Source organism: Streptomyces sp. NP160 (assembly GCF_006335115.1).
Classification (GTDB): domain Bacteria; phylum Actinomycetota; class Actinomycetes; order Actinomycetales; family Quadrisphaeraceae; genus Quadrisphaera.
In genome coordinates this window covers 44,800-68,025 of the sequence record NZ_VDMJ01000005.1, presented here as the reverse complement: position 1 = coordinate 68,025, position 23,226 = coordinate 44,800, and the positions used below count along the sequence as shown (strand labels likewise).

The 23,226-nt window shown below is 76.3% G+C and carries 23 protein-coding genes and 1 tRNA gene; 6 read left to right on the top strand and 18 right to left on the bottom strand.

Annotated elements, in window-relative coordinates:
- Positions 1 to 16 precede the first annotated feature (16 nt).
- Positions 17 to 104, bottom strand: a tRNA-Ser gene (locus tag FHN55_RS03300).
- A gap of 57 nt (positions 105 to 161) precedes the next feature.
- Positions 162 to 1,427, bottom strand: a complete 1,266-nt coding sequence (locus tag FHN55_RS03295; RefSeq protein WP_180357612.1) for a GNAT family N-acetyltransferase — start codon at positions 1,425 to 1,427, stop codon at positions 162 to 164.
- Positions 1,428 to 1,600: 173 nt separating this feature from the next.
- Between FHN55_RS03295 and FHN55_RS03290 the strand changes: the two genes are divergently transcribed.
- Positions 1,601 to 2,581 (top strand): PAC2 family protein, encoded by a 981-nt coding sequence (locus FHN55_RS03290; RefSeq protein ID WP_218974306.1) that lies wholly within the window; start codon positions 1,601 to 1,603, stop codon positions 2,579 to 2,581.
- Here FHN55_RS03290 and cysE read toward each other — a convergent pair.
- From cysE to FHN55_RS03260, 6 genes are all read right to left on the bottom strand, one after another.
- Positions 2,554 to 3,153, bottom strand: coding sequence for a serine O-acetyltransferase (gene cysE, locus FHN55_RS03285; RefSeq protein ID WP_139710772.1), 600 nt, complete (start codon positions 3,151 to 3,153; stop codon positions 2,554 to 2,556). The two genes, FHN55_RS03290 and cysE, sit on opposite strands and share 28 nt — an antisense overlap.
- A 16-nt stretch (positions 3,154 to 3,169) precedes the next feature.
- A complete protein-coding gene (cysK, locus tag FHN55_RS03280) occupies positions 3,170 to 4,099 on the bottom strand; it encodes a cysteine synthase A (RefSeq protein ID WP_139710770.1) in 930 nt (309 codons plus the stop codon).
- Between the two features lie 83 nt (positions 4,100 to 4,182).
- Positions 4,183 to 4,818 carry an ATP/GTP-binding protein gene (locus FHN55_RS03275; protein ID WP_139710768.1) on the bottom strand — a complete coding sequence of 212 codons (636 nt, stop codon included), beginning with the start codon at positions 4,816 to 4,818 and terminating at the stop codon, positions 4,183 to 4,185.
- A complete protein-coding gene (locus FHN55_RS03270) occupies positions 4,799 to 5,254 on the bottom strand; it encodes a DUF742 domain-containing protein (RefSeq protein WP_139710766.1) in 456 nt (151 codons plus the stop codon). Before FHN55_RS03270 ends, FHN55_RS03275 begins: the two co-directional genes overlap by 20 nt.
- A gap of 3 nt (positions 5,255 to 5,257) precedes the next feature.
- A complete protein-coding gene (locus tag FHN55_RS03265) occupies positions 5,258 to 5,728 on the bottom strand; it encodes a roadblock/LC7 domain-containing protein (protein WP_139710968.1) in 471 nt (156 codons plus the stop codon).
- Positions 5,729 to 5,748: 20 nt separating this feature from the next.
- Positions 5,749 to 9,162 (bottom strand): sensor histidine kinase, encoded by a 3,414-nt coding sequence (locus FHN55_RS03260; protein ID WP_139710764.1) that lies wholly within the window; start codon positions 9,160 to 9,162, stop codon positions 5,749 to 5,751.
- A gap of 132 nt (positions 9,163 to 9,294) precedes the next feature.
- Between FHN55_RS03260 and FHN55_RS03255 the strand changes: the two genes are divergently transcribed.
- From FHN55_RS03255 to FHN55_RS03240, 4 genes are read left to right on the top strand one after another with little or no spacing between them, the layout of a single operon-like run.
- Entirely contained in the window at positions 9,295 to 10,086 is a 792-nt protein-coding gene (locus FHN55_RS03255; protein ID WP_139710762.1) for an NTP transferase domain-containing protein, read from the top strand.
- Between the two features lie 10 nt (positions 10,087 to 10,096).
- Entirely contained in the window at positions 10,097 to 11,134 is a 1,038-nt protein-coding gene (locus tag FHN55_RS03250; protein WP_139710760.1) for an NAD(P)H-quinone oxidoreductase, read from the top strand.
- Complete coding sequence (locus FHN55_RS03245) at positions 11,131 to 11,658, top strand: bacterial proteasome activator family protein (RefSeq protein ID WP_139710758.1); 528 nt, start codon at positions 11,131 to 11,133, stop codon at positions 11,656 to 11,658. Before FHN55_RS03250 ends, FHN55_RS03245 begins: the two co-directional genes overlap by 4 nt.
- Positions 11,659 to 11,673: 15 nt before the next feature.
- Entirely contained in the window at positions 11,674 to 12,129 is a 456-nt protein-coding gene (locus FHN55_RS03240; RefSeq protein ID WP_139710756.1) for a hypothetical protein, read from the top strand.
- Between the two features lie 61 nt (positions 12,130 to 12,190).
- On the opposite strand, the gene FHN55_RS03235 is transcribed toward FHN55_RS03240, so the two are convergent.
- The 9 genes from FHN55_RS03235 to FHN55_RS03195 all read right to left on the bottom strand — a co-directional run bounded on the left by FHN55_RS03235 (position 12,191) and on the right by FHN55_RS03195 (position 21,321).
- Positions 12,191 to 13,000: an HAD family hydrolase gene (locus FHN55_RS03235; RefSeq protein ID WP_139710753.1), complete on the bottom strand. Its 810-nt coding sequence runs from the start codon at positions 12,998 to 13,000 to the stop codon at positions 12,191 to 12,193.
- Between the two features lie 19 nt (positions 13,001 to 13,019).
- Complete coding sequence (locus FHN55_RS03230) at positions 13,020 to 13,817, bottom strand: HAD family hydrolase (RefSeq protein ID WP_139710751.1); 798 nt, start codon at positions 13,815 to 13,817, stop codon at positions 13,020 to 13,022.
- Positions 13,818 to 13,850: 33 nt separating this feature from the next.
- Complete coding sequence (locus FHN55_RS03225) at positions 13,851 to 14,930, bottom strand: LacI family DNA-binding transcriptional regulator (protein ID WP_139710750.1); 1,080 nt, start codon at positions 14,928 to 14,930, stop codon at positions 13,851 to 13,853.
- Between the two features lie 5 nt (positions 14,931 to 14,935).
- Entirely contained in the window at positions 14,936 to 16,441 is a 1,506-nt protein-coding gene (locus FHN55_RS03220; protein WP_139710748.1) for a mannitol dehydrogenase family protein, read from the bottom strand.
- Between the two features lie 57 nt (positions 16,442 to 16,498).
- Positions 16,499 to 17,134, bottom strand: coding sequence for a transaldolase family protein (locus FHN55_RS03215; protein WP_180357610.1), 636 nt, complete (start codon positions 17,132 to 17,134; stop codon positions 16,499 to 16,501).
- Between the two features lie 35 nt (positions 17,135 to 17,169).
- On the bottom strand, positions 17,170 to 17,979 hold the full coding sequence (locus FHN55_RS03210; protein ID WP_139710744.1) for an SDR family oxidoreductase: 810 nt from the start codon (positions 17,977 to 17,979) through the stop codon (positions 17,170 to 17,172).
- Positions 17,976 to 18,863, bottom strand: a complete 888-nt coding sequence (locus FHN55_RS03205) for a carbohydrate ABC transporter permease (RefSeq protein ID WP_139710742.1) — start codon at positions 18,861 to 18,863, stop codon at positions 17,976 to 17,978. Before FHN55_RS03205 ends, FHN55_RS03210 begins: the two co-directional genes overlap by 4 nt.
- Positions 18,860 to 19,837, bottom strand: coding sequence for a carbohydrate ABC transporter permease (locus FHN55_RS03200; RefSeq protein WP_373995693.1), 978 nt, complete (start codon positions 19,835 to 19,837; stop codon positions 18,860 to 18,862). The genes FHN55_RS03205 and FHN55_RS03200 overlap by 4 nt, the downstream gene beginning before the upstream one ends.
- A gap of 107 nt (positions 19,838 to 19,944) precedes the next feature.
- Positions 19,945 to 21,321 (bottom strand): sugar ABC transporter substrate-binding protein, encoded by a 1,377-nt coding sequence (locus tag FHN55_RS03195; RefSeq protein ID WP_139710740.1) that lies wholly within the window; start codon positions 21,319 to 21,321, stop codon positions 19,945 to 19,947.
- Positions 21,322 to 21,637: 316 nt separating this feature from the next.
- On the opposite strand from FHN55_RS03195, the gene FHN55_RS03190 reads away from it, so the two are divergent.
- The gene (locus FHN55_RS03190; protein ID WP_257570663.1) at positions 21,638 to 22,690 is read left to right on the top strand and encodes a zinc-binding dehydrogenase; all 1,053 of its coding nucleotides are present in this window, start codon (positions 21,638 to 21,640) and stop codon (positions 22,688 to 22,690) included.
- On the opposite strand, the gene FHN55_RS03185 is transcribed toward FHN55_RS03190, so the two are convergent.
- On the bottom strand, positions 22,618 to 23,187 hold the full coding sequence (locus FHN55_RS03185) for a GtrA family protein (protein WP_139710737.1): 570 nt from the start codon (positions 23,185 to 23,187) through the stop codon (positions 22,618 to 22,620). The genes FHN55_RS03190 and FHN55_RS03185 overlap by 73 nt on opposite strands.
- Positions 23,188 to 23,226 lie beyond the last annotated feature (39 nt).

The following is a 23,226-nucleotide window of genomic DNA, read 5'->3' as shown; positions in this document are numbered from 1 at the left end:
CCCCGTCCCTCGCGCGCGGAGGGCGTGGGATTCGAACCCACGGACTGGCACGACCAGTCAGCAGTTTTCAAGACTGCCCCGTTCGGCCGCTCCGGCAGCCCTCCTCGGCACGCCCATCCTGCCGCACGCGCCGACGACCCGCCCGCAGCGGTGCGCGGGCGTCAGAAGGACGTGCCGTACTGGGGCTCCCGCTCCCCCAGCAGCGCGGCGCTGAGCCTCGCCAGCACGGCGGGGTCGTCGGACTCCACCAGACCCGCCCGAGCGAGGGGGCCGAGCCGCGTGCCGCCGAGGTAGGTGGCGCCGAGCGCCGCGACCCCCAGGCGCACGTCGGCGGCCGCGTCGGTGCGGGTGCACTCCGCGCCGTCCGGTCCACCGCGCAGGCGGACGCGGGCCGAGGCGTCCACGCCGCCCAGGCCGCCGTCGTCGACGACCTCCAGGACGACGTCCACCTCGCAGGCGTACGTGCGCGCCGCGAGGGCGGCGGGGACGTCGAGCAGCCGCACCCAGACGCCGTCCTGGACGGCGGTGGTCGCGACGGCGCGCGGGTCGGCCAGCAGGTGGGGCAGCGGGTCGCCGAGGGGGACGCCGCGCGAGGCGAGGACCTCCTCGACGAGGTCGAGGGCCAGCAGCGAGCGCCACAGGGAGGCGTGGGCGGCCGGTGTGGCGGCCACGAGGTCGACGACGCGGGCGGTGCCGCCCTCGGAGACCCGGTAGGTGGCGTACCCGTCGGGGTGGACGAGCGTGAAGAGCTCGCTCGCCCCGGAGCGCTGGTCGGCCGTGTCCGCGAGCAGCCAGTCCCACCACGCCCCGCTGCGGGTCAGGGCCCCGGGCGTGACGGCGCACCAGCGCTCGTGCACGGCGGCCAGGTGCCCGCGGACCGCGGCGGTGGTGGCGTGGCGCGCGACCTCGGGGCCCGCGAGCGCCTCGGCGGCGGGGGTGAGCCGGGCGCGGCGCCGGTCCACGCGCACCGACCGGTCGGTGGTGGCGGCGCCGTAGCCGAAGCGGCCGTAGATGGTGGCCTCGCTGGCCGTGAGCACCGCGAGCGGGGCGCCGCCGGCGACGAACCCGGCGTGCAGGTCGGCGAGCATGCGGCGCAGCAGGCCGCGGCGGCGCTGGTGCAGCGCCACCCCGACCCAGGTGACGCCGGGCACGGGCAGGCGCGCACCCCCCGGCGCGGTGAGGGTGAAGGAGTAGGCGCCGGCCCCGCCGACCAGCGCGTCGGCCTCGGCCAGGCCCGCTGCGGCCGGCTCGAGGGCGAGGACGAACAGCTCCGGCTCGAAGACGCCCTCGAAGCCCGCGAAGTCGGGGTCGCCCCAGGTGGCGCTGAAGGCGCGGCTGTCGAAGGTGCGCAGCGCGGGCAGGTCGTCGCGGGTGGCGCGGCGCAGGACGGGCTCGACGGGTGCACCGGTGGGCACGGAGGGACTCACCGGTCGAGCCTGGCAGCAGGCGCGGCGGCACCGCCAACCCCTTTCCCGCCGTGGTGCCGAGGGAGTCCCCTGGTCGCGCGGAGGTGGGACGGGTGGGATGGATCCGGGGGGTCGGCGGCGTTGAGCGCGAGAGACGCAGTCCGCGCGCGACCGCGCGGAGGGACGGAGGAGCGGTGCTGGCACCGGAGGACCTGTACGAGGTGGTCGCGGAGCCGACCGCTGCTGAGACGGGCGGCCAGGGACCTGTGCTCGTGCACGCCCTCACCGGCTTCGTCGACGCCGGGGGGGCCTCCCAGCTGGTGGCGGCGCACCTGCTGGGCCGCCTGGAGTCGCGGGTGCTGGCCCGCTTCGACACCGACCTCCTGCACGACTACCGCGGTCGCCGCCCCCCGATGACCTTCAGCGGTGACAGGTTCGAGGACGCGGACCTCCCCGAGCTCGTGCTCCACGAGGTCCTCGACGAGGCCGGGACGCCGTTCCTGCTGCTGGCGGGCTCCGAGCCGGACCTGCACTGGCAGCGCTTCGCCGCCGCCGTCCACCAGCTCGCGCAGCGGGCCGGGGCCCGCCTCGCCGTGTCGCTGCAGGGCATCCCGTGGGCGGCGCCGCACACCCGCCCGGCGGCGCTGACGGCCCACGCCAGCGACCGCGCGCTGATCGCGGGCCGCCCGCGCTGGTTCGACGCCGTCGTCGTCCCCGGCCACGCGGGGGCCTTCGTCGAGCTGTCGCTGGCCCGCGCCGGGCTCGCGTCGATGGGGTTCTCGGTGCACGTGCCGCACTACCTCGGCTCCACCACCTTCCCGCCGTCGGCGGTGGCCCTCCTCGAGGCCCTGTCCCAGGCCACGGGCCTGGAGCTGGAGGCGGCCCTGGCCGACCTGGCCGCCACCGGCGTCGAGGTGCTCGCCCAGGTGGACGAGCAGGTGGCCGCGTCGGCCGAGACCCGCGAGGCGGTCTCGGCGCTGGAGCACCAGTACGACGCGGTGGCCGCCGGCCGCGGGCTCACCGGTCCGTCGCTGGTCTCACCGCACCTGCCCGAGGACGAGGTGGCCGACGGCGACGAGCTCGCCGCCCAGCTCGAGGCGTTCCTGCGCTCGCAGGACGACGACGCCGCCGACGGCCCCTCCCGCGGTCAGGACGGGCCGGGCGCCGGCTCCTGAGGCTGCCCGCCGGGGCGCGCGAGCAGCACCCGCGCGGGGACCCCGACGGCCGTCGCGCCGTCGGGGACGTCCACCAGGACGACGGCTCCGGCGCCCACGCGCGCGTCGTGGCCGACCCGCACCGCGCCCAGGACGGTGGCACCCGCGCCGAGCACCACGCGGTCCCCGACGGTCGGGTGGCGCCGGCCCTGCTGCTCGCCCTGCAGTCCGCTGACCCGGCCGCCGAGCGTGGTCCCGTGGTACAGCAGGACGTCGTCCCCGACCACGGCGGTCTCCCCGACCACCACGCCCATGCCGTGGTCGATGACGATCCGCCGGCCCAGCCGTGCCGCGGGGTGCACCTCCACACCGGTGCGCCTCCGCGCCCAGTGCGCGAGGAGCCGGGCCGGCAGCCTCCCGGACCCACCGCGCCGCCACAGGGCGTGGGCGACCCGGTGCGCCCACAGCGCGTGCAGCCCCGGCGAGGTGAGCACCACCTCGAGGCGCGAGTGGGCGGCGGGGTCGCGCAGGAGCACCGCGTCGACGTCCTCGCGCACGCGCTCGCGCCACGAGGACGGCGGCGGCTGGCTCACTGGTGGGTCGCCGGGGTCACTGCATGAGGTCGCTGTAGAGGACCGTCGACAGGTAGCGCTCCCCGAAGCTGGGGATGACGACGACCACGAGCTTGCCCGCCATCTCGGGGCGGCTGGCCACCTGCACCGCGGCGGACAGGGCGGCACCGGACGACAGGCCCGCGAGGATGCCCTCCTCCGCGGCGGCGCGGCGCGCCCAGGCCACGGAGGTGTCGACGTCGACGTCGACGACCTCGTCGTAGACCGACGTGTCGAGGACCTCCGGGACGAAGTTCGGGCCGATGCCCTGGATCTTGTGCGGACCGGGCTGCCCGCCGTTGAGGATCGGGGACTCCTGCGGCTCCACGGCGACCACCCGCAGGCCGGGCTTGCGCTCCTTGAGCACCTGCCCGACGCCGGTGATGGTGCCGCCGGTGCCGATGCCGGCGACGACCACGTCGACGCGGCCGTCGGTGTCCTCCCAGATCTCCTCCGCCGTGGTGCGGCGGTGCACCTCGGGGTTGGCGGCGTTGGCGAACTGGCGCACCTGCACCGCGCCCCGCTCAGTGGCGACCTCGACGGCGCGCGCGACGGCGCCCTTCATGCCCTCGCTGCCCGGGGTGAGCACCACCTCGGCGCCGTACGCCCTCAGCAGCGCCCGCCGCTCCAGGCTCATCGTCTCGGGCATGGTCAGCACCACGCGGTAGCCGCGGGCCGCGCCCGCCATCGCGAGCCCGATGCCGGTGTTGCCGCTGGTCGCCTCGACGACCGTGCCGCCCGGCCGCAGCTCGCCCGAGGCCTCCGCGGCGTCGAGCATGGCGACGGCGATGCGGTCCTTCACGCTCGCCGACGGGTTGTAGAACTCGAGCTTGGCGACCACCTCGGCCACCGCGCCCTCGGCGAGGCGGTTGAGCCGCACCAGCGGGGTGCGGCCGACCAGCTGCGTGACGTCGTCGTAGATGCGCACGCACGCATCGAACACCCCGCGGCGTGCGGATCTTCCGGGGGCCTCGTCAGGGTCCTCCGGGTGGCGGACCCGCGGCGCGGCGCTCAGGCGGCGAGCTGCTGCACCGCGAGCTGCACGAGGGTGACGAGCGCCTGCTTGGTGGCGGGCCGCGCGCGGGCGTCGGTGTAGAGCACCGGCACGTGGTCGGGGACGGCGAGCGCCTCGCGGACGTCCTCCAGCTCGTGACGGGCGATCCCGTCGAAGCAGTTCACGGCCACCACGAAGGGGATGCCGCGCTGCTCGAAGTAGTCGACGGCGGAGAAGCACTGGTCCAGGCGCTCGGTGTCGACGAGGACGACGGCGCCGATGGCTCCGCGCACCAGGTCGTCCCACATGAAGAGGAAGCGGTCCTGGCCCGGCGTGCCGAACAGGTACAGCCACAGGTTGCCCGGCAGGGCGATGCGCCCGAAGTCCATGGCCACCGTGGTGGTGGTCTTGCGGTCGCTGACGCCGCCGGCGTCGTCCACCCCCACCGAGTGCTCCGTCATGGCGGCCTCGGTGCTCAGCGGCTCGATGTCGGACAGGGACCCGATGAAGGTCGTCTTGCCCACCGCGAAGCCGCCGGCGATGACGATCTTGACCGTGGTCGGTGCCGCCCCGCCGGCGCCCTGCGGGGCGTCGTCGGTCCGGGTGGCGCCGGGTGCGCTGGTGACGGTGCTGTCAGAGGCTGCTGATGCCATCGAGGACGCTCTCCAGGACGCTGCGGGGGGAAGTCGGCGCCCAGTCGCCGGCGCGGCCGTCTGCGCTGGACCGCGAGGAGCCCGCCGAGCCCACCGGCGGGAGGACGGGCGCGTGCACGCGCACGGCACCCGTGCGCTGCAGGTCGCCGATGACGACGCGCGCCACGGGCACGGGCAGGCGCACGTGCGCCGACAGCTCGGCGACCGACAGCCAGCCGGTCGCCGTGAGCTCGAGGATGCTGCGGCACTCGCGGGTCATCCCCGTGACCGGGGTGCGGAGGGCCTGCACGAGCGCCTCCAGCGGCAGCTCGGCGGCGCTCGGCGCGCGCCGGCCCCCGGCGACGGCGTAGGGGCGGACGGTGGGGAGCTCCTCGCCGTCCTCGTCGTCAGCGTGCTCCGGGGTGCCGCCCGGGCCGCGGGGCGCGTGCGTGGCCACCGCTCACCCCTCCCGGGTGGTGCGACCGGGCCCGTCCACGGGGAGGGCTGCGCGCATCTCCGCCACCAGCTGCGGGGTGAGCGCGGCGTCGGCGCGGGAGACGAGCATCGCCATCTCGTAGCCGACCATGCCCACGTCGCAGGTGGCGTCGGCGACGACGGCGAGGACCGAGCCGTCGGACACGCTCATCGTGAACAGGAACAGCTCGTCCATCTCCACGATCGCCTGGCGCACCTCACCGCCGCGCAGCTGCCGGGCGGCGCCGCGCGTCAGGCTGGACATGCCGGCGACGATCGCCGAGAGCTGGTCCCCCTCGGTGCGGTCCAGGTCCGCCGACATCGCCATGAGCAGGCCGTCGGCGGACACCGCCAGCGTGTTGCGCGCGCCGGGGACCCGGCGGACGAAGTCGTCGAGGAGCCAGCTGAAGCCGGCGGCGGTGGTCTCGCCCCCCGCCGGCCCCTGGCCGTCCTGCAGGGTCTGTCCGGTCTGAGCCGTCACCGCTCCTCCTTGGTCTGGGTGTCGCTCGAGGCGCCCGCGGGCGTGCGGCGGGCGCGGCTGACGCCGCTCGTGTAGCCGGCCAGCATGCTGCGGACCTCCGACGGCTCGCGGCGGCGGGGCGGGTGCTGCCCGCCGACCGGGCGCGACGGCGCGGCCGGGACTCCCGAGGGGGCGCGCCTGACCAGCGGCGCGCTGCCCGTCGACAGCGCGGCCGGCCGGTACGGCTCCCGCGGGATGCGGCCCGTCTCGAAGGACGCCAGCGCGGGCGAGACGCCCGTGGCGGGGGGCATGGACCGCAGCGGCCGCAGCGGTGCGCCCGGCTGCGCGTGCCAGCCCGCGGCGCGCTCGGGCGCGGCCTCGGGGACGGGGCGGACACCGGTCGAGCGCCGCGGCAGCGCCGCGCCGGCCTCGGCCCGCGTGCCGGAGACGGGCTGGAACGGCGCGTCCGCCGGCGGGAGCACCAGACCGGCGGGCAGACCAGCGGGTCCAGCGGCACCGGCGGGGCCCGCGGTCGCCGCGGTGACCGGGACGGGAACGGGCGCCAGCGGCGGGGCTGCGGGGGCCGGAGCCGGTCGCGAGGCGACGGGCTCCGGCAGCGGGGCCGGGGTGCGTGCCGGCGGGGTCTGCGGGGCGGCCGGCAGGACCGCCCGCTGCTGCCCGGTGCGCTGACCCGCGCCGCGCTGGCCGCGCACAGCCGGGAAGCGGCCGCTGGCCTCGAGCGCCCGCAGCTCGCGGCGCGTCATGGGCCTCACCTCGGCGGCGTCCGGAGCGCCCACGGGGACCGCGTCCCCGGTCCGGTGCCCCGGAGCGGCCTGCGAGGGGAGCGCATCGGCGGGGGCTGGGGCGGCGGCGTCCTCGGGGCGCGCGGGCCGGCGCGCGAACAGCCCGCGCTTCGGAGCGGCGTGGTCACCGCGGGCGCGCTCCGCCTCGCGGGCGGGCAGCACCGGGGCGCCGCCGGTCGCCGTGGCGGTGGGTGCGTACGGCTCGACGGCCTCGGTGAGCGCTGCGAGCGGCTCCGCCGGCCGGGCGGGGGCGGCGGCAGCCGGTGCGGCAGGGGTGACGGGCGCCAGCGGTGCGCGCAGCGCGGTCAGGTCGATCTCGTGCGGCGCGCCGGTGGGGGGCTGGAGCTCGCCGCGGCGCGCGGTGAAGGTCCGGAAGACCGCGCTGCGGCGCGCCACGGCCGGGTCCGACGGTGCGAGGGGAGGGGCACCGGCGGCGTCGCTGCCGGGGGCGGGTGCTGCCGGCACCCCCGTGAGGGGGGCGGCGGGCGCCGCGGCCAGCGGGCCCGTCGCGGCCCGCGCCCGCTGAGCGGCCTCAGCGGCCTGCGCGGCGCGAGGTGCTCGGCGCGGCAGGCTGCCGGTCCTGGTCGTCGCGGACGGCGCCGCGGCGAGCGGCGCGGCGGCGCGGGCCGCCGCCGGCACCGGGCCGCGGGCGGCCGCGGGGGCGGACTCCGGGAGCCGCACCGCCGGGAGTGCACCGGTGGCGGTGGCTCGCACCGGCAGCGCGGGCTGCGGCGCGCGCACGCCGGGGTCGGCGGCCTGCACCGCACCGGCGAACACGGCCGACGGCAGCGAGACCGCCACCACCGTGCCGCGCGAGACCCCCGCGTGGACCTCGACGGCGGCGCCGAGGCGGCGGGCGATGCGGCCCACCACGAAGTAGCCGAGCTCCGCGGCCCCGACCGCTGCGCTGGCCGACGGGTCGGCCAGCCGCGCGGCCACTTCGGCGCGCTGCGCCGGCGTCATCCCGATGCCCTCGTCGGTGACGGTGAGGAGCACGCCGCCCGGAGAGGGCGAGGTGGCCACCCGCACCCGCGTGGAGGGGTCGGAGCTGCGGGTGGCGTTCTCGAGGAGCTCGGCCAGCAGGTGGGCGGCCGGCAGGGCGAGGTGGCCCAGCACGGCCGGGTCGGCGCCGAGGGCCAGGTCCACCCGGCGGTAGTCCTCGATCTCGCTCGAGGCCGTGCGGACCACGTCCGACAGCGGCATCGGCGCGCGCAGCCGGCGCCCGCTGTCGATGCCGGCCAGCACCAGCAGCGACTCGGCGTTGCGGCGCATGCGGGTGGCGAGGTGGTCGAGGGTGAAGAGCTCCTCCAGGGTCTGGGGGTCCTCCTCGGCGCGCTCGAGGGAGTCGATGAACGACAGCTGCCGGGACAGGAGGGCCTGGTCGCGGCGGGCCACGGTGACGAAGGTGCTCGCGATGGCCCCGCGCAGCGCCGCCTGCTCGCGCGCCACCTGCACGGTGGTGGCGTTCACCTCGTTGAAGGCGGTGGCCAGGCGGCCCACCTCGTCGCGCCCCCGCACCGGGATGGGCTCGAGCTCGACCTCCTCCGCGTCGTCGGAGCCGTCCCCGGAGTGGGCGGCCTCCACGAGGCGGGGCAGGCGCTCGCGCACCTGCCCGGCGGCGCGGGTGAGGGCGCGCAGCGGCCCGGTGATGCTGCGGGCGATCAGCAGGGCGATCAGCAGGGGGACGACGACGGCGGCCAGCGCGCCCCCGGCGACGGCGACGGCCGTGGTGCGGGCGCTGGCGGCCTGCGCCGCCACGGCGTCGACGCCGGCGGCGGACAGGGCCTGCGCCGACGGGCCGAGGGCGGCGATCTCGCTGTTGACCGCCGAGCGCCAGGACTCCACGGACGGCAGGCCGAAGCCCGCGCCCTCGTCGGCTTCCAGGGCCGTGCGCAGCTGCACGTAGGCGACGCTGGGCTGGGGGATCTGCACGCCCGCGCTGCGCGCCAGGCGGACCGCCTCGCTGCGGTTGGTGGACAGCTGCGCGGTCAGGCCCAGCAGGCTGGACCGCTCGGAGGTGGAGATGCCGCCGCTGGTGGACAGGGCCCGGGTGCCGACGTCGCGCTGGTCGGCCAGCAGCCCGGCCTGCTGCTGCACCGCCGTGGCCGCGCGCAGCGCGTCGGCGCCGGCCGGGTCCGCGTCCTCGGCGAGGGCGCCGGGCAGCTCGCTCTGGGCGCCGATGGCGGTCTCGTAGGCGGCGGAGACCAGGGTGGCGCTCTGCCGGCCCTGGTCGACGAGGGCGCGGACGTCCCGCACCTGGCCGGTGGTGGCCAGGGCCGCGGCCACGGCCCGGGCGGGCTCCTCGCCGATGCGCTGCGCGTCGACCCGCTGCAGGGAGCGGGTGGTGGTGTCGAGCAGGGCGTCGGTGGACGCCCGGGCCCGGGTGAGGTCCTCGGACGCGCCGGGGTCGCCGTCGAGCACCCGCGTGGAGGCCGTGCGCTCGGCGTCCAGGGCGGCCACGAGCGCGGGCGCGTCGCTGGCGGCCTGCACGGCGCGCTGCAGGGCGGCGGCGTCGCGGGCGGCGGTGAAGCCGTTCCAGGAGAAGACGGCCGCCGCCGCCACGAGCACCAGGACCGGCAGGGCCAGCACGGCCAGGATCCGGGACCGGATGCTGAGGTTGCGGACCATGTCCACCTTCCGAGGAGCGTGCTCACGAGGAGTGGGCCCGTCGCACGACCGGCGCACTCCGGGCACATCCTCTCCCAGGTCTGCGCTCGCGTCGACGGCCCGGCCGCGGGCGGCTCGCGGGACGATCCTCCGGTGCCGACACCGACCGACCCCCCGGCGGGCCCCGACACCGCCGCGCTCGGACCGGACGGGCCCGCCCCCACCGGGGCCCAGGACGCTGCCCAGCACGCTGCACAGGAGCCTGCCCGGGGCCTGGCCTGGGGCGTCGTGGTGCCGGCGGGCGGCACGGGCTCCCGGTTGGGCGGTGCGGACAAGCCCGCGCTGCTGCTGGACGGCCGCGGACTGCTGGAGCACCTGCTGGACGGCCTGCCCGCCGGCGTCCCGGCCGCGCTGGTGGGTCCGCCCCGGCAGCTCGCGCTGCAGGTGGGACGCCCGGTCCTGTGGTGCCGGGAGGAGCCCCCGGGCGGCGGCCCCGCGGCGGCGCTGGCGGCAGGGGTCGCGGCCCTGGGGGTGCGGCCCCCGGGCGCCGGGGGGCAGGACGGCCGTGACGGGCCCGCCGTCGTCGTCGTGCTCCCCGGGGACGCCCCGCACGCGGCGGCGGCGGTCCCGGTGCTCCTGGACGCGCTCGCCGGGACGCCGGGGCGGCCGCCGGCGGCGACGGCTGTGGCGGTGGACGGCGGAGGGCGGCGGCAGGTGCTGGTGGCGGCGCACCGCGCCGGCGCCCTGGCGCGGCGGGTGGCCGCCCTCGGCGGTCAGCGGGGACTGGCGGGGCTGGCCGCGGCGCGGCTGCTGCCCTCCGGGGAGGACCTCGTGGAGGTGCCCGTGGCGGAGGGGGTCCTCGCGGACGTCGACGCCCCGGGGGACCTCGAGCGCCTCGAGCAGCGGGAGCGCCTCCGCAGGGCGGGTGGGGCCGGGCCTGCGTAGGGTCGCTGGGGTGCGTGCCGTGCTGGTCCGATCCCCCGGGGGCCCGGAGGCGCTGGAGCTGGCCGAGGTGCCGGACCCGGAGCCCGGTCCCGGTGAGGTCCTCCTCGACGTGGTCGCCGCCGGGGTGAACCGCGCCGACCTCATGCAGCGCGAGGGCCGCTACCCGCCGCCCCCGGGCGCCAGCGGGGTGCTGGGCCTGGAGGTCTCCGGGACGGTGGCCGCGCTCGGCGAGGGCGTCGAGGACTCCACCGAGCTGCGCGTGGGCGACGCCGCGTGCGCGCTGCTGGCCGGCGGTGGGTACGCCGAGCGCGTGGTGGCGCCCGCGGGCCAGGTCATGCCCGTGCCCGCCGGGCTCGACCTCGTCGACGCCGCGGCGCTGCCCGAGGTGGCCGCCACGGTCTGGTCGACGGTGTTCATGAGCGCGGGGCTGCGCCCCGGCGAGGTGCTGCTCGTGCACGGCGGCGCGAGCGGCGTCGGCACGATGGCCGTCCAGCTGGCGCGGCAGGCCGGCGCCGTGGTGGCGGTGACCGCCGGCAGCGAGCGCAAGCTGCGCGCGTGCGCCGACCTCGGGGCGAGCGTGCTGGTGGACTACTCGCGCCAGGACTTCGTCGAGGAGGTCCGCGCGGCCACGGGCGGGCGCGGGGCGGACGTCGTCCTCGACGTCGTCGGCGGTCCCTACCTGGAGCGGAACCTGCAGGTGCTCGCCACCGGCGGGCGGCTGGTGCAGGTGGGGATGCAGGGGGGCCGGCGCGGGGAGCTCGACCTCGGTCTCATGACGTCCAAGCGCCTGTCGCTGCTCGGCGCCACGCTGCGCGCGCGGCCCGTGGACGGGCCCGACGGCAAGGCGGCGATCTGCGCGAGCGTGGTCGAGCACGTGTGGCCGCTCGTCGCGGAGGGCACGGTCCGCCCCGTGGTCTCCGAGCGGGTGGCGGTGCCGCGCGGGACGTCGGCCGCGGCGGCGGACGCGGTGCGCCGCGCCCACGCCGACCTCGAGGCGGGCGCGCACGTGGGCAAGGTCCTTCTGGTCTGGGAGAGGAGCGTCGCGTGAGCGAGCAGTCGGGTGGTCAGCAGGAGCAGGCGGACCCCGTGGTGGTGGTCTCCGGGACGGCGCTGTCAGCGGGCGGGGAGGACTCCCAGGCCGCCCGCGCCGTCGGCAGCGTGGAGCAGCCGGCCAAGGTGATGCGGATCGGGAGCATGGTGCGCCAGCTGCTCGAGGAGGTGCGCGGCGCACCGCTCGACGAGGCGGGCCGTGCGCGCCTCGCCCAGGTGCACGAGCGCTCGCTGGCCGAGCTGGAGGACGGGCTCAGCCCGGAGCTGGTGGCCGAGCTGCGGCGCATCTCGCTGCCGTTCGGGGAGGGCGAGACGCCCTCGGACGCCGAGCTGCGGATCGCGCAGGCCCAGCTGGTCGGCTGGCTGGAGGGGCTCTTCCACGGCATCCAGACGGCGCTCGTCGCGCAGCAGGTGGCGGCGCGCTCGCAGCTGGAGCAGATGCGCCGGGCGCTGCCGCCGGGTCCGGGCGGGCCCGGCGGGCCCGGCCAGCCGGGGCAGGGGTCCACCGGCCAGTACCTCTGAGCGGCTGACCGGCGCATGCCCCCCAGGAGGCGACTGCGCGATGTGCTCGCGCGCCGCTCCCCCGACGACCTCGAGCTGGGTGAGGGCGGGGTGTGGCGGCGCCTGCACGACAGGTTCCGCCGCGCCGTGGACCGGTACCACCAGCTGCTGGAGGGGGTGCCCGGCGGCCCGCTGCGCGACGCGCTCGAGCTGTGCGGCGCGCGGCTGGCCGTCTGCCTGGACGAGGTGCGCGCCGCCTGCGCGGCCGAGCAGGCGGCGGCGCCGAGCGCGGGCCTGGAGGTCCCCGGCGGCGCCGCGGGTGAGCACCACGCGCGCCTGTCCCGGGCGGCGACGCTCGCGGCCCAGGCCGCGGAGGCGGTGACCATGGCGAGGGTGCGCGCGCGCACCGACCCGTCCGTGCTGTCCGACCCCACCGGCGCCGCGGCCGCCGACCGAGCGGTGGCCCAGGTGGAGGCCCTCGTCAGGGCCTGACCGAGCGTCGCCCCCCGCGGAACCGCGACCGGGCGCTCGGCAGCGGGTCAGGCGGGGCAGGTCAGGTGGAGGCGAGCAGGCGCTCGAGCACCTGCGCCACGCCGTCCTCCTCGCAGGGGGCCGTCACACCGCCCGCGGCGGACAGCACGTCGGGGTGCCCGCCGCCGATGCCGTAGGAGTGGCCGGCCCAGCGCAGCATCGGCAGGTCGTTGGGCATGTCGCCGAAGGCGGCGACCTCGGAGGCGTCGACGCCGAGCCCGGCCGCCAGCTCCGCGAGCGCGCTGGCCTTGCTCACGCCGCGGGCGGAGACCTCCACGAGCCCGTCCATGCCGGAGTGCGTGGGCTCGACGAGGTGCCCGGCGGCGCGCCTGACGACGTCGAGGAGGCGGTCCGACGGTGTGCTCTCCTCGCGCAGCAGGAGCTTCACCACGCCCGGGTCGTCGGCGAGCAGCTCGGGCAGCTCACCGACCACGGCGGTGCGGCGGGCGTCGTAGCGGGGCACGTAGGCGGGCTCGTGGCGGAAGCCCTCCAGGGTCTCCAGGGCGGCGGACACGCCGGGCAGCTCCCGGCGCACCGCGGGCACCGCCTCGAGCACCGCGGCCGGAGGCACGGTGTGCGAGCCGAGGACCGTGCGCGTGCCCAGGTCGAACGTGATGGCGCCGTTGGCGCAGACCACCACCACGGGACCGAACAGGTCGGCGAGGTCGACCACCCAGCGCGGCGGCCGGCCGGTGACGGCCACGACGTGCACCCCCGCCGCGCGGCAGGCGTCGAAGGCGGCACGGGTGCGCGGCGAGATGCTCCCGTCCCGACGGACCACGGTGCCGTCGAGGTCGGTGGCGACCAGGCGCACGCGCTCGGTCGCGGTCACCGGGCGCTCACGACGGGGCTCACGAGGCGGCCCGCACCAGCAGGCCCTCGAGGACGTCGGCCAGGCCGTCCTCGGCGACCCCGGCGGTCACCTCGTCGGCGGCCTGCCGGACCTCCACCGGGCCCTGCCCCATGGCCACGCCGCGCGCGGCCCAGCGCAGCATCTCGACGTCGTTGCGGCCGTCACCGACGGCGAGGGTGGCGGCACGCGGCACGCCGAGCCGCGCGCGGACGGGCTCCAGGGCGCTGGCCTTGGTGACGCCGAGCGGCGCCAGGTCGAGCCAGGCGGTCCAGCCGACGGCGTAGTTCACGCCGTGCAGGCCGACGCGGCCGACCAGCTCGACGAAGTCGGCGGTGGTGTGCTCGGGGCTGCGGACCACCACGCGGGTGGCGCGCTGCCCCGCCAGCTGGGCGAACTCCACAGCCCGCAGCGCGCCGTCGAGCTCCCCGTCGGGGAAGGCACCGGCCACGAGCACGCCCCCGTCGGAGACCTCCACGGCGAAGGCGGCGTCGGGCAGCTCGGAGTGCAGCAGCTCCAGCGCCTCGGCCGGGTCGAAGGTGACGACGTCCACCAGCTCGTGGCCCCCGGGCAGCGCCGGGTCCAGGCGGGCGGTGACGGCGCCGTTGCTGCACACCACGTAGCCGGAGTCGAGGCCGAGGGCGTCCAGCACCGGCTGGGTCGAGGCCAGGGAGCGCCCGGTGGCGACCACCACGTGGTGGCCCGCGGCGGCGACGTCGCGGACGGCGTCGCGGACGCGGTCGGACAGGCCGAGGTCGTGGTCGACGATCGTCCCGTCGACGTCGAGGGCCACGAGCACACCCCCACCCTACGAGTGCGTCCGCACCCCGCCTCAGCGCGGCGCGCGCGGGGGCAGCTCCCCGGAGCCCCTGACGATGAGCCGGAGCGGGACCTGCTCGTGGACCGGGGGGCGCCGGTCACCGTCGATGCGGGCGAACAGCAGCTGGGCGGCGCGGGCCCCGATGGCCTCGACGTCCTGCTCGAGCACCGTCAGGGGCGGGCTGAAGGCGTCGGCGCCGGCCAGGTCGTCGACGGCGGCGTAGGCGAGGTCGCGCAGCCCGAGGCGGGCCATGGCGGAGGCCAGGCCCATGGTGACCCGGGCGACGCCGGACAGCACGGCGGTGATCCCGCCGTCCGGGGCGCTGCTGCCCGCGTGCTCGCGCAGCACGTCCACGGCGCGCTCGGTGGTCTCGCTCGGCAGGTACCCGAGCCACGTCGAGAGGGGCTCGAGGCCGGCCTCGCGCATGGCCGCCTCGTAGCCGCGCCGGCGCAGCTGCACCGTGGTCGCCGCCGGACCGGAGCCGACGAAGAGGATCCGGCGGTGCCCGTGGGCGATGAGGTGCTCGGTGAGCAGCCGGCCCGCCGCCTCGTTGTCGATGCCGACCGTGTCGGAGTGGGCGCTCGCGGCGACGGCGTCGACCTGCACCACCGGCAGCTCCGCGGCCAGCTCGGCCAGGTAGCCCTCCGGCGCGCCGGCGGTGCCGGTGGCCACCACGAGTCCCGCGACGCTGCGGGACAGCAGCGGCTCGACGGCCTCCTCCTCCGAGCGCCCGGAGCCGGCGCAGGTGATGACGACGCCGTAGCCGCGCTCGTGAGCGGCCTGCTCGACCTGGGCCACGATGCGCCCGAAGAAGGGGATGGTGAAGTCCTCCAGGGCGACGCCGATGGCGGTGTCCTTGCCGCGGCGCAGGGTGCGCGCCTGCCGGTTGACGGAGTAGCCGAGCTCGCGCGCGGCCCTGCGCACCCGCTCGGCGAGCTCGTCGGTGACCCCGGCGCCGCCGTGCAGGACGCGCGAGACGGTGGAGGCGCTCGTGCCCGCCGCCGCGGCGACGTCGACGAGCGTGGCGCGCCCCGCCCGCGACGATCCGGACGACGGCGCGGCAGGCGCGCTGCGGACCACCGGGTCGGCCATGGGGGTCACTGTCGCAGGACCCTCCGCAGGGTCGCACGGGTGCCGTCGTCGTGCAGGCCGCGCAGCGCGTCGAGGTAGGCGGCGGTGAAGCGCTCGTCGTCGGCGAGGTCGCCGAAGAGCTCGCGGTCCCGGACGAAGGCCAGCGGGTCGTCGCCGAGCTGGCGCTGCGCCGCCTCGAGGACCCGCTCCCGGCGGCGGTCGACCACGGTGATGGGCTCGCCGTGCTCGTCGACGCCCTCGGCGTAGCGCGCCCAGCTGGCGATGACGGCGGCAGCGCGGTGGACGTCGCGGCCCGCGGCCAGGTTCGCGCGCACGACCGGGACCAGCCACTTGGGGATGCGGTCGGAGCTCTCCGCGGCGAGCCGCGCGGTGGTGTCGCGCACGTGGGGGTTGCCGAAGCGCTCCTCGAGGGTGTCCTTGTACTCCTCGAGGTCCACCCCGGGCACGGGGGCGAGCGTGGGCGTGGCCTCGGCGTCCATGTACGCCCGCACGAAGGGGCGCAGGTCGGGGTCCGTCGCGGCGCCGTCGACGAGCTCGTGGTCGAGCAGGCGCCCGAAGTAGGCCAGCGCCTGGTGGCTGGCGTTGAGCAGCCGCAGCTTCATGAGCTCGTACGGCTCGACGTCGGGCACCACCTGCACCCCGACCTCCTCCAGCGGGGGCCGGCCGGCGCCGAAGGCGTCCTCCAGGGCCCACTGGGTGAACGGCTCGCACACCACCGGCCACGCGTCGGCGATGCCGAACTCGCGCTCCACCAGCGCGACGTCGTCGGGGGTGGTCGCCGGGGTGATCCGGTCCACCATGGAGTTCGGGAAGCGCACGTGCTCGCGAACCCACTCCCCCAGCCCCTCCTCGCGCAGGGACGCGAACGCGGAGAAGGCCGTCTGGGCGAGGTGGCCGTTGCCCTGCAGGTTGTCGCAGCTCATCACCGTGAACGGCTCCAGGCCGCGCTCACGGCGGCGCACCAGGGCCTCCACCACGAGGCCGAACACCGTGGTGAGCTTCTCGGCGGCGGACCCGGCCGCGGCGTCGGCGGCCACGGCAGGGGTGTCGGTGACGAACGCGCCGGTGCTGTCGTCGAGGTTGTAGCCGCCCTCGGTGACCGTCAGCGAGACGATCCGCGTGGTCGGGGCGGCCAGCTTCTCCACCACCGCCTCGGGGTCGTCGGGGGCGAACAGGTACTCCACCACCGAGCCGATGACGCGCGGCTCGAGCGACCCGTCGGGGTGCTTCAGCACCAGCGTGTACAGGCGGTCCTGGGCGGCCATGGCGTCGCGCATGCGCGCGTCGCCGGGGAGCACCCCCACGCCGCAGATGCCGTAGTGCCGGGCGGCGTCGAAGTCGTCGGCGAGGAGCCGGTCGAGGTACATCGCCTGGTGCGCGCGGTGGAACCCGCCGACCCCGAAGTGGACGACGCCCGCGGTGACGGCCGACCTGTCGTAGCCGGGCACCGGGACGCGCGTGCCGATCTCGGGGAGGTTCTGGGCGTTCAGCGCGGTGGCCTGGTCGGGCATCGGTGCCTCCGTGTCGGTGCAGGGCGGTGCGGTGGGTGGCTGGGCTGCGCCGGCGCCTCAGCCGGCGGCCTCGTGGAAGCGCCGGTCGGCGTCCAGGGTCAGCGGGTGGGTGAACAGCTCCTCGGCGAGGGCGGTGCCGATCGTGGCGGCGGGCACGCCCGCCGCGGCGAGGGCGCCCACCGCGTCCAGGCTGCGCAGGCTCGCGGCGAGCACGGCGGTGCCGCTGCCCGCGAGCGCGCGGTGCATGGCCACCACGACGTCGACGGCGCGGCCCTCGTCGTCGTCGACCTTGCTGACGTAGGGCGCCACCCAGCGGGCGCCGGCGGCGCCGGCCAGCACGGCGTGGGCGGTGGTGTGGGCCGCGGTGAGGAGCGTCGGCACGCCCTCCGCCGCCAGCTGGGCGCAGGCCGTGGTGCCGTCGAGCGTCGCGGGCAGCTTGACCACCACGCGCTCGGACAGGCCCGCGAGCCGGCGCCCGCGCCCGGCCATCTCCTCGGCGGTGGCGCCCCAGGTCTGCAGGAACACCACCTGCGCGCCGTGGCCGACGGCCCAGTCGTGGACGGCGGGGACGTCGTCGCTGCCCAGGCCCGCGCGCTGCAGGATCACCGGGTTGGTGGTGATCCCCCGGAAGACGCCCGTGGCCAGCAGGGGCGCGGCGGCCTCGCGGTCCGCGGTGTCGAGGTAGAGCTCCACGGGTCCTCCACGGTCCTGGTGGTCGGGTGGTGCGGTCAGGAGAACCACATGCCGCCGTCGACGACGACGGACTGGCCGGTGATGTACGCCGCGTCGGGCGACGCCAGGAAGGAGACCACACCGGCCACGTCGCCCGGCGTCTGCAGGCGTCCGAGGGCGATCTGGCCGGTCATCGCGGCCATCGGCGCGCCCGGCTCGGCGCCGGTGCGCTCCCCCAGCGCGGCGTCGATGGTGTCCCACATCGGGGTCTGCACCACGCCGGGGCTGTAGCAGTTGGCGGTGACCTGGTGCTCGGCGAGCTCCAGGGCCACGGCCTGGGTGAGCCCGCGCACGGCGAACTTCGAGGCGGAGTAGGCGCTCTGCCAGCGCCCGGCCCGGTGGGCGGCGACGGACGCCGCGCCGATGAGCCGGCCGCCGCGCCCCTGGTCGACCATGATCCGGGCGCCGGAGCGGTAGCAGTTCGCCACGCCCCGCACGTTGACGGCCATCGTGGTGTCCCACTGCTCCGTGGTGGTCTCCAGCAGCGGCGCGGTGACGGCGATCCCGGCGTTGGCGACGACCACGTCGAGACCCCCGAACGCCTCGGCGTGGGCCTGCAGCGCCCGGTCCACCGAGTGCTCGTCGGTGACGTCCACGTGGTCGCTGCGCACCGCCGCGCCGCTCGCCTCCTGCAGGCGTCGCTCGACCCCGGCCAGCGCGGGGGCGCTGCGCTCGAGGTCGAGCAGGGTGACGGCGAAGCCGTCGGCGCTCAGCCGTGCCGCCACCGCCTGCCCGATGCCCCCCGCCGCGCCGGTGACGACGGCGGAGCGCTCGGGCTGCCGGGCGGCGGTGGCGGCGGTGCTCACTTGACGGCGCCGAGCGAGAGGCCCTGCACCAGCTTGTCCTGGGCGGCGAAGCCCGCGGCGAGCACGGGCAGGGAGATGACGACGGCGGCCGCGCACACCTGCGCCAGGAAGAGGCCCTGGCTGGTGGCGAAGCTGGTGAGGAACACCGGGGAGGTGCTCGCCACCGTCGAGGTCAGCGTCCGGGCGAGCAGCAGCTCGTTCCAGCTGAAGATGAAGCAGATCAGCGAGGTGGCCGCGATGCCGGGCAGCGCGACCGGCGCCACCACCGAGCGCAGCATGGTGATGAGGCCGGCGCCGTCGAGCTGGGCCGCCTCCATCATCTCCACCGGCACCTCGGCCAGGAAGCTGCGCATCATCCACACCGCGATCGGCAGGTTCATCGAGGTGTAGAGCAGCACCAGGAAGCTGATGTTGTCGAGCACGCCGACGGAGTTGGCGAACAGGTACAGCGGCAGCAGCCCGGCCACGATCGGCAGGAACTTGGTGGAGAGGAAGAAGAACAGGACGTCGGTCCACTTCTCGACCGGCTTGATGCTCAGGGCGTAGGCCGCGGGGACCGCCAGCACGAGCACCAGCAGCGTGGAGACCACCGACGCCGTGAGGGAGTTGATGAGCGGCGGCCACGGCTGCCCGGCGAAGAAGGACCGGTAGCCGTCCAGGGTCAGGGGGGCGAGCACCGACGGCGGGTTGGTGGCGGCGTCCGTCTCGGAGTGGAACGACGTCAGCAGCATGAAGAGCACGGGCGCCGCGAAGAGCAGCCCGACCGCCCAGGCGGCGATCCCCCACGCGGGGTGGCCGCCCTGGTCGGGCGTGCGCCGCTTCCTGCGCGCTCCCGTGCCCTTGAAGGAGGTGGCGGCGACGGCGGCGTTCGTGTGCGTGCTCATCGGCCGGTCTCCTCGTCGAACAGGCTGGACACGGTGCGCAGCGCGAAGGTCGCGATGATGATCGTGCCGATCACCACGACCACGCCCTGCGCCGAGGCCAGGCCGTAGTTCTGCTGCTGGAAGAAGGTCGCGTAGATCGTGTAGGGCAGGTTGGCGGTGCCGAGGGCGCCGGCGCTGATGATGAAGACGGCGTCGAAGGCCTGGACGATGTAGATCGACCCGAGCAGGCCGCCCAGCTCGAGGTAGCGGCGCAGGTGCGGGAACGTGATGTAGCGGAAGATCTGCCAGCTCCCGGCGCCGTCCATGCGGGCGGCCTCGACCACGTCACCGGGCTTGGACTGCAGGCCCGCCAGCAGGATCAGCATCATGAAGGGCGTCCACTGCCAGATGAGCGAGAGCTCGATGGACAGCAGGGGGTAGTCGGTCAGCCACGCGGGCTGCGGGGGGCTGTCGGAGCCGAAGATCCCCCAGACCCAGGTGAGCACGCCGTTGATGAGGCCGTAGCCGGAGTTGAGGATGCCGTGCTTCCACAGCAGGGCCGCGGCCACGGGGACCACGAGGAACGGCGCGATCATCATCGTACGCACCGCGCCGCGGCCGATGAACTTCCTGTCGAGCAGGAGCGCGATGGCGGTGCCGAGCACGAGGCTGACGATGACGACGGTGGCCGTCAGCAGGATGGTCGTGAGCACGGCCTGGCGGATCGCCGGGTTGGTGAAGACCTGGACGTAGTTGTCGAAGCCGGTGAAGCCGCGCTGGTCGGGCCTCAGGGCCCGGTAGTCCATGAACGAGATGACGATGGTCGCGAGGAACGGCAGCTGGGTCGCGGCGATCGTGAAGACCAGGGCGGGCAGCAGCGGGATCCGGCGGCGCCGGGCCTCGCGCCGGTCGCGGGCGGCCTGCCCCTGGGGGGCCTGGTAGGTGGTGCGCTGTTCCGGCGTCAGCTCCGACGCCGCAGGTGTGGCTGTGGTCACGGGAGTCCTTCTTCCGCCGGGTGGGCGGGCCCCCCGCCCGCCGACCTCGCCCCGGAGGGCGGCCGGTCGACGGACGGGAGGTGCGCTCACCACCGGATGGGTGGGCCTTACTTGTTGGCGTCGGCCGCGGCCTGCGCGAGCGGCTGCCCGGCGTCGAGGGCCTGCTGCACGGTCTGCTGGCCGGCGATCGCCGCGCTCACGCCCTGGGAGACCTGCGTGGCCATGCCGGCGAACTCGGGGATGGCGACGAACTGGATGCCCGGCGCCGGACGGGGCTGCACGCCCGGGTTGTTGGGGTCGGCGGCGTTGATGGCCGCCTCGGTGGCCTGGTAGAAGGCCTGCGCCGACGCCTGGTAGTCGGTGTTCTGGTAGGTGGAGGAGCGCTTGCCGGCCGGGACGTTGGACCAGCCGATCTGCTGGCCGACCAGCTCCTCGTACTCCTTGCTGGTGGCCCAGGAGATGAACTTCCAGGCGGCGTCCTTCTTGGTGGAGGCCTCCTGCGTGGCGAACGCCCAGCTGTAGAGCCAGCCGGAGGACGCGGTCTCCTTCACCGGGGCGGCGACGTAGCCCATCTTGCCCTTGACCGGGGAGTCGTCGGCCTCCAGCGAGCCGGCGGCGGAGGTCGCGTCGTACCACATGGCGACGCCGCCCTGGGTCATGGCGTTGAGGCACTCGGTGAAGCCGGCGTTGGCGGCGTCGGGCTCACCGTGCTGCTGCACGAGGTTGACGTAGAAGTTGGTCGCCTCGACGAACGGCGGGGCGTTGACCTGCGCGTTCCAGTCCTCGTCGAACCACGTGCCGCCGAAGGTGTTGACCACCGTGGTCAGCGGCGCGAAGACCTGGCCCCAGCCGGCCTGGCCGCGCAGGCAGATGCCGCGCATCTTCCCCTGGCCCTCGTCGGCCTGCGCCGCGAGCTGGGCGACCTGGTCCCAGGTCGGCTTCTCCGGCATGGTCAGGCCCTTGGCCTCGAAGACGTCCTTGCGGTACATGAGGAACGAGCTCTCGCCGTAGAACGGCTCGGCGTACTGCGAGCCGTCCGCGCCCTTCAGGCCGTCGGCGATGGGCTTGAGGATGTCGTCCTGGTCGTAGGCGGAGTCGGCCGCGATGTTCTCGTCGAGGTTGGCGATCCACTTGTTGGCCGAGAAGAACGGCACCTCGTAGTTGGAGATCGTCGCGACGTCGTACTGGCCCGACTGCTGGCTGAAGTCGGTCTGGATGGTGTCGCGGGCGTCGTTCTCGGGCAGCACCTTGTAGTTGACCGTGATGCCGGTCTCCTTGGTGAAGTTGTCCGCCGTCAGCTTCTGCAGGTCGACCATCTGCGGGTTGTTGACCATCACCACGTTGATGGAGTCGGCGTCGCCGCCTCCGGCGCTGCCACCGCTGCCGCTGCCACCTCCGCCGCCGGCGCCGGCGCAGCCCGAGGCGAGCACAGCGACACCTGCGGCGGCGGCGATGGAGGCGAGGACACGTCGTCGTGCTGCCATGGGGAGACCTTCTTCCTCGGAGGTGACCGGGCACCGGCGGTGCCGGGGTCGGGTGGTCCTTCTGCGCGGGCCCTGCGGGGCAGCGCGCTGGGGAGCGGCGGGAGCCGCGTCCCGGTGTCGGTACGGGCTGCTGAGGGCCCGTTCCTCGGACGTCGTCGTCGTGGTGGCTGAGAGTCTGCCGACAGTCTGCAAACGTTGTCAACAGACGATCAGTAACGAAGGAGTCACGGGGTGCCGCCCCTCGGGCGACCCCTGGGGTGTGCTCCCATGGGGTCGTCGACGACGACCGGAACCACCGCGAGCGAAGGAGCCAGAGGTGCGTGCAGCGTTCCTGCCAGGAGGCAGCCGGGTCGAGCTGCGAGAGGTCCCCGACCCCGCCCCCGGCCACGGCCAGGTGCTCCTGGCCACCCGCGCCTCCACCATCTGCGGCTCGGACCTGCGGGCCATCTACCGCGAGCACCTCGGGGAAGGCCCCGAGGCCTACCAGGGCGTGGTCGGCGGCCACGAGCCCGCCGGCCGCGTCATCGCCGTCGGCACCGGGGTGGAGCGCACCGCCGTCGGGGACCGCGTGGTCGTGTACCACATCTCCGGGTGCGGGCAGTGCGACGAGTGCCGCCGCGGCTACCAGATCTCCTGCACCGGCGCCGGCCGGGCCGCCTACGGCTGGCAGCGCGACGGCGGGCACGCCGACCTGCTGCTGGCCGAGGAGCGCGACCTGCTGGTGCTGCCCGACGAGCTGACCTTCCTGGACGGCGCGGTCGTGGCCTGCGGCTTCGGCACCGCCTACGAGGCCCTGTGCCGAGTGGGGGTCTCCGGGCGCGACCGCGTCTTGGTCACCGGCCTGGGCCCAGTGGGCTGCGCGATCGGGCTGCTGGCCAAGGCGATGGGCTCACCCCTGGTGGTGGGCACCGACCCGAGCCCCGCGCGCCGCGCCCTGGCCCTGCAGCTCGGCGCGGTGGACCACACGGTCTCCGGCACCGACGAGGAGCTCGACGCCCTGCTGGACGGGCCCGGCGGGGGCGCGGAGGTGGCCGTGGACGCCTCCGGCAACGGCCGCGGGCAGCTGACCGCGCTGCGCCACACCCGCCGCTGGGGCCGCGCAGCCCTGGTCGGCGAGGGCGGGCAGCTCAGCGTGGACGTCTCCGAGGTGCTCATCCACCGCCAGCTCACGGTGCACGGCTCGTGGGTGACCTCCACCGGACGCATGAGTGAGCTGCTGGCCAACCTCGCCCGCTGGGACCTGCACCCGCAGGTGCTGGTGTCCGACACCTTCCCCATCGCCGAGGCCGCCGAGGCCTACCGGGTCGCCGACGCCGCCACCGGCGGCAAGGTCGGCATCACCTGGCCCGACGACGAGGCCGGCGCCTGACGATCCCGCGCGCGGCGGCCCACCCGTCGCAGGTGCAGGAAGCTCGCGGCCCCCACCAGCGCGGTGACGGCCCAGGCGAGGGCGACGTCGAGCAGCCCGGCCCCGTCCGGGAGCAGCCAGGTCCGCCCGAGCAGCACCGCCGCGGTCAGCGCCGTGCCGACCAGGGCCGAGGCCGCCCCCGACAGGTGCGCCTGCAGCACGGAGGGCCGTCCGGTGCCGCGGAAGGTCCACAACCGGTGCGCCTCGTTGACCACCAGGGTGGAGGCGGCGCTGGCGGCCAGGCTCGGGACGGCGACGGCATCACCGCTCTGCGCCAGCGCGAGGTAGACCAGCGAGTAGACGACGTTGCCCGCGCACCCGGCCAGGACGAACCTCACCAGCGCGACCAGGTCCCGCAGGTCGCGGCGGGGCGCCGGCGATGAGGCCGGCCCCGGTGCCGCCGGCTCGGCCCCGCCGTCGACGCGACGGCGCGGCGGGCTCGAGGTGGTGGCGGTCACGGGGTCTCCTGGGGGCGGCGCTGGGGACGGGGGGCTGCT

Bases quoted from the DNA above. Each gene is read 5' to 3' on its own strand.
- FHN55_RS03240 (WP_139710756.1), top strand. From the start codon at position 11,674: ATGCCCCCCAGGAGGCGACTGCGCGATGTGCTCGCGCGCCGCTCCCCC.
- FHN55_RS03195 (WP_139710740.1), bottom strand. From the start codon at position 21,321: ATGGCAGCACGACGACGTGTCCTCGCCTCCATCGCCGCCGCCGCAGGT.
- FHN55_RS03275 (WP_139710768.1), bottom strand. From the start codon at position 4,818: ATGGCATCAGCAGCCTCTGACAGCACCGTCACCAGCGCACCCGGCGCC.
- FHN55_RS03225 (WP_139710750.1), bottom strand. From the start codon at position 14,930: ATGGCCGACCCGGTGGTCCGCAGCGCGCCTGCCGCGCCGTCGTCCGGA.
- FHN55_RS03205 (WP_139710742.1), bottom strand. From the start codon at position 18,863: ATGAGCACGCACACGAACGCCGCCGTCGCCGCCACCTCCTTCAAGGGC.
- FHN55_RS03260 (WP_139710764.1), bottom strand. From the start codon at position 9,162: ATGGTCCGCAACCTCAGCATCCGGTCCCGGATCCTGGCCGTGCTGGCC.
- FHN55_RS03220 (WP_139710748.1), bottom strand. From the start codon at position 16,441: ATGCCCGACCAGGCCACCGCGCTGAACGCCCAGAACCTCCCCGAGATC.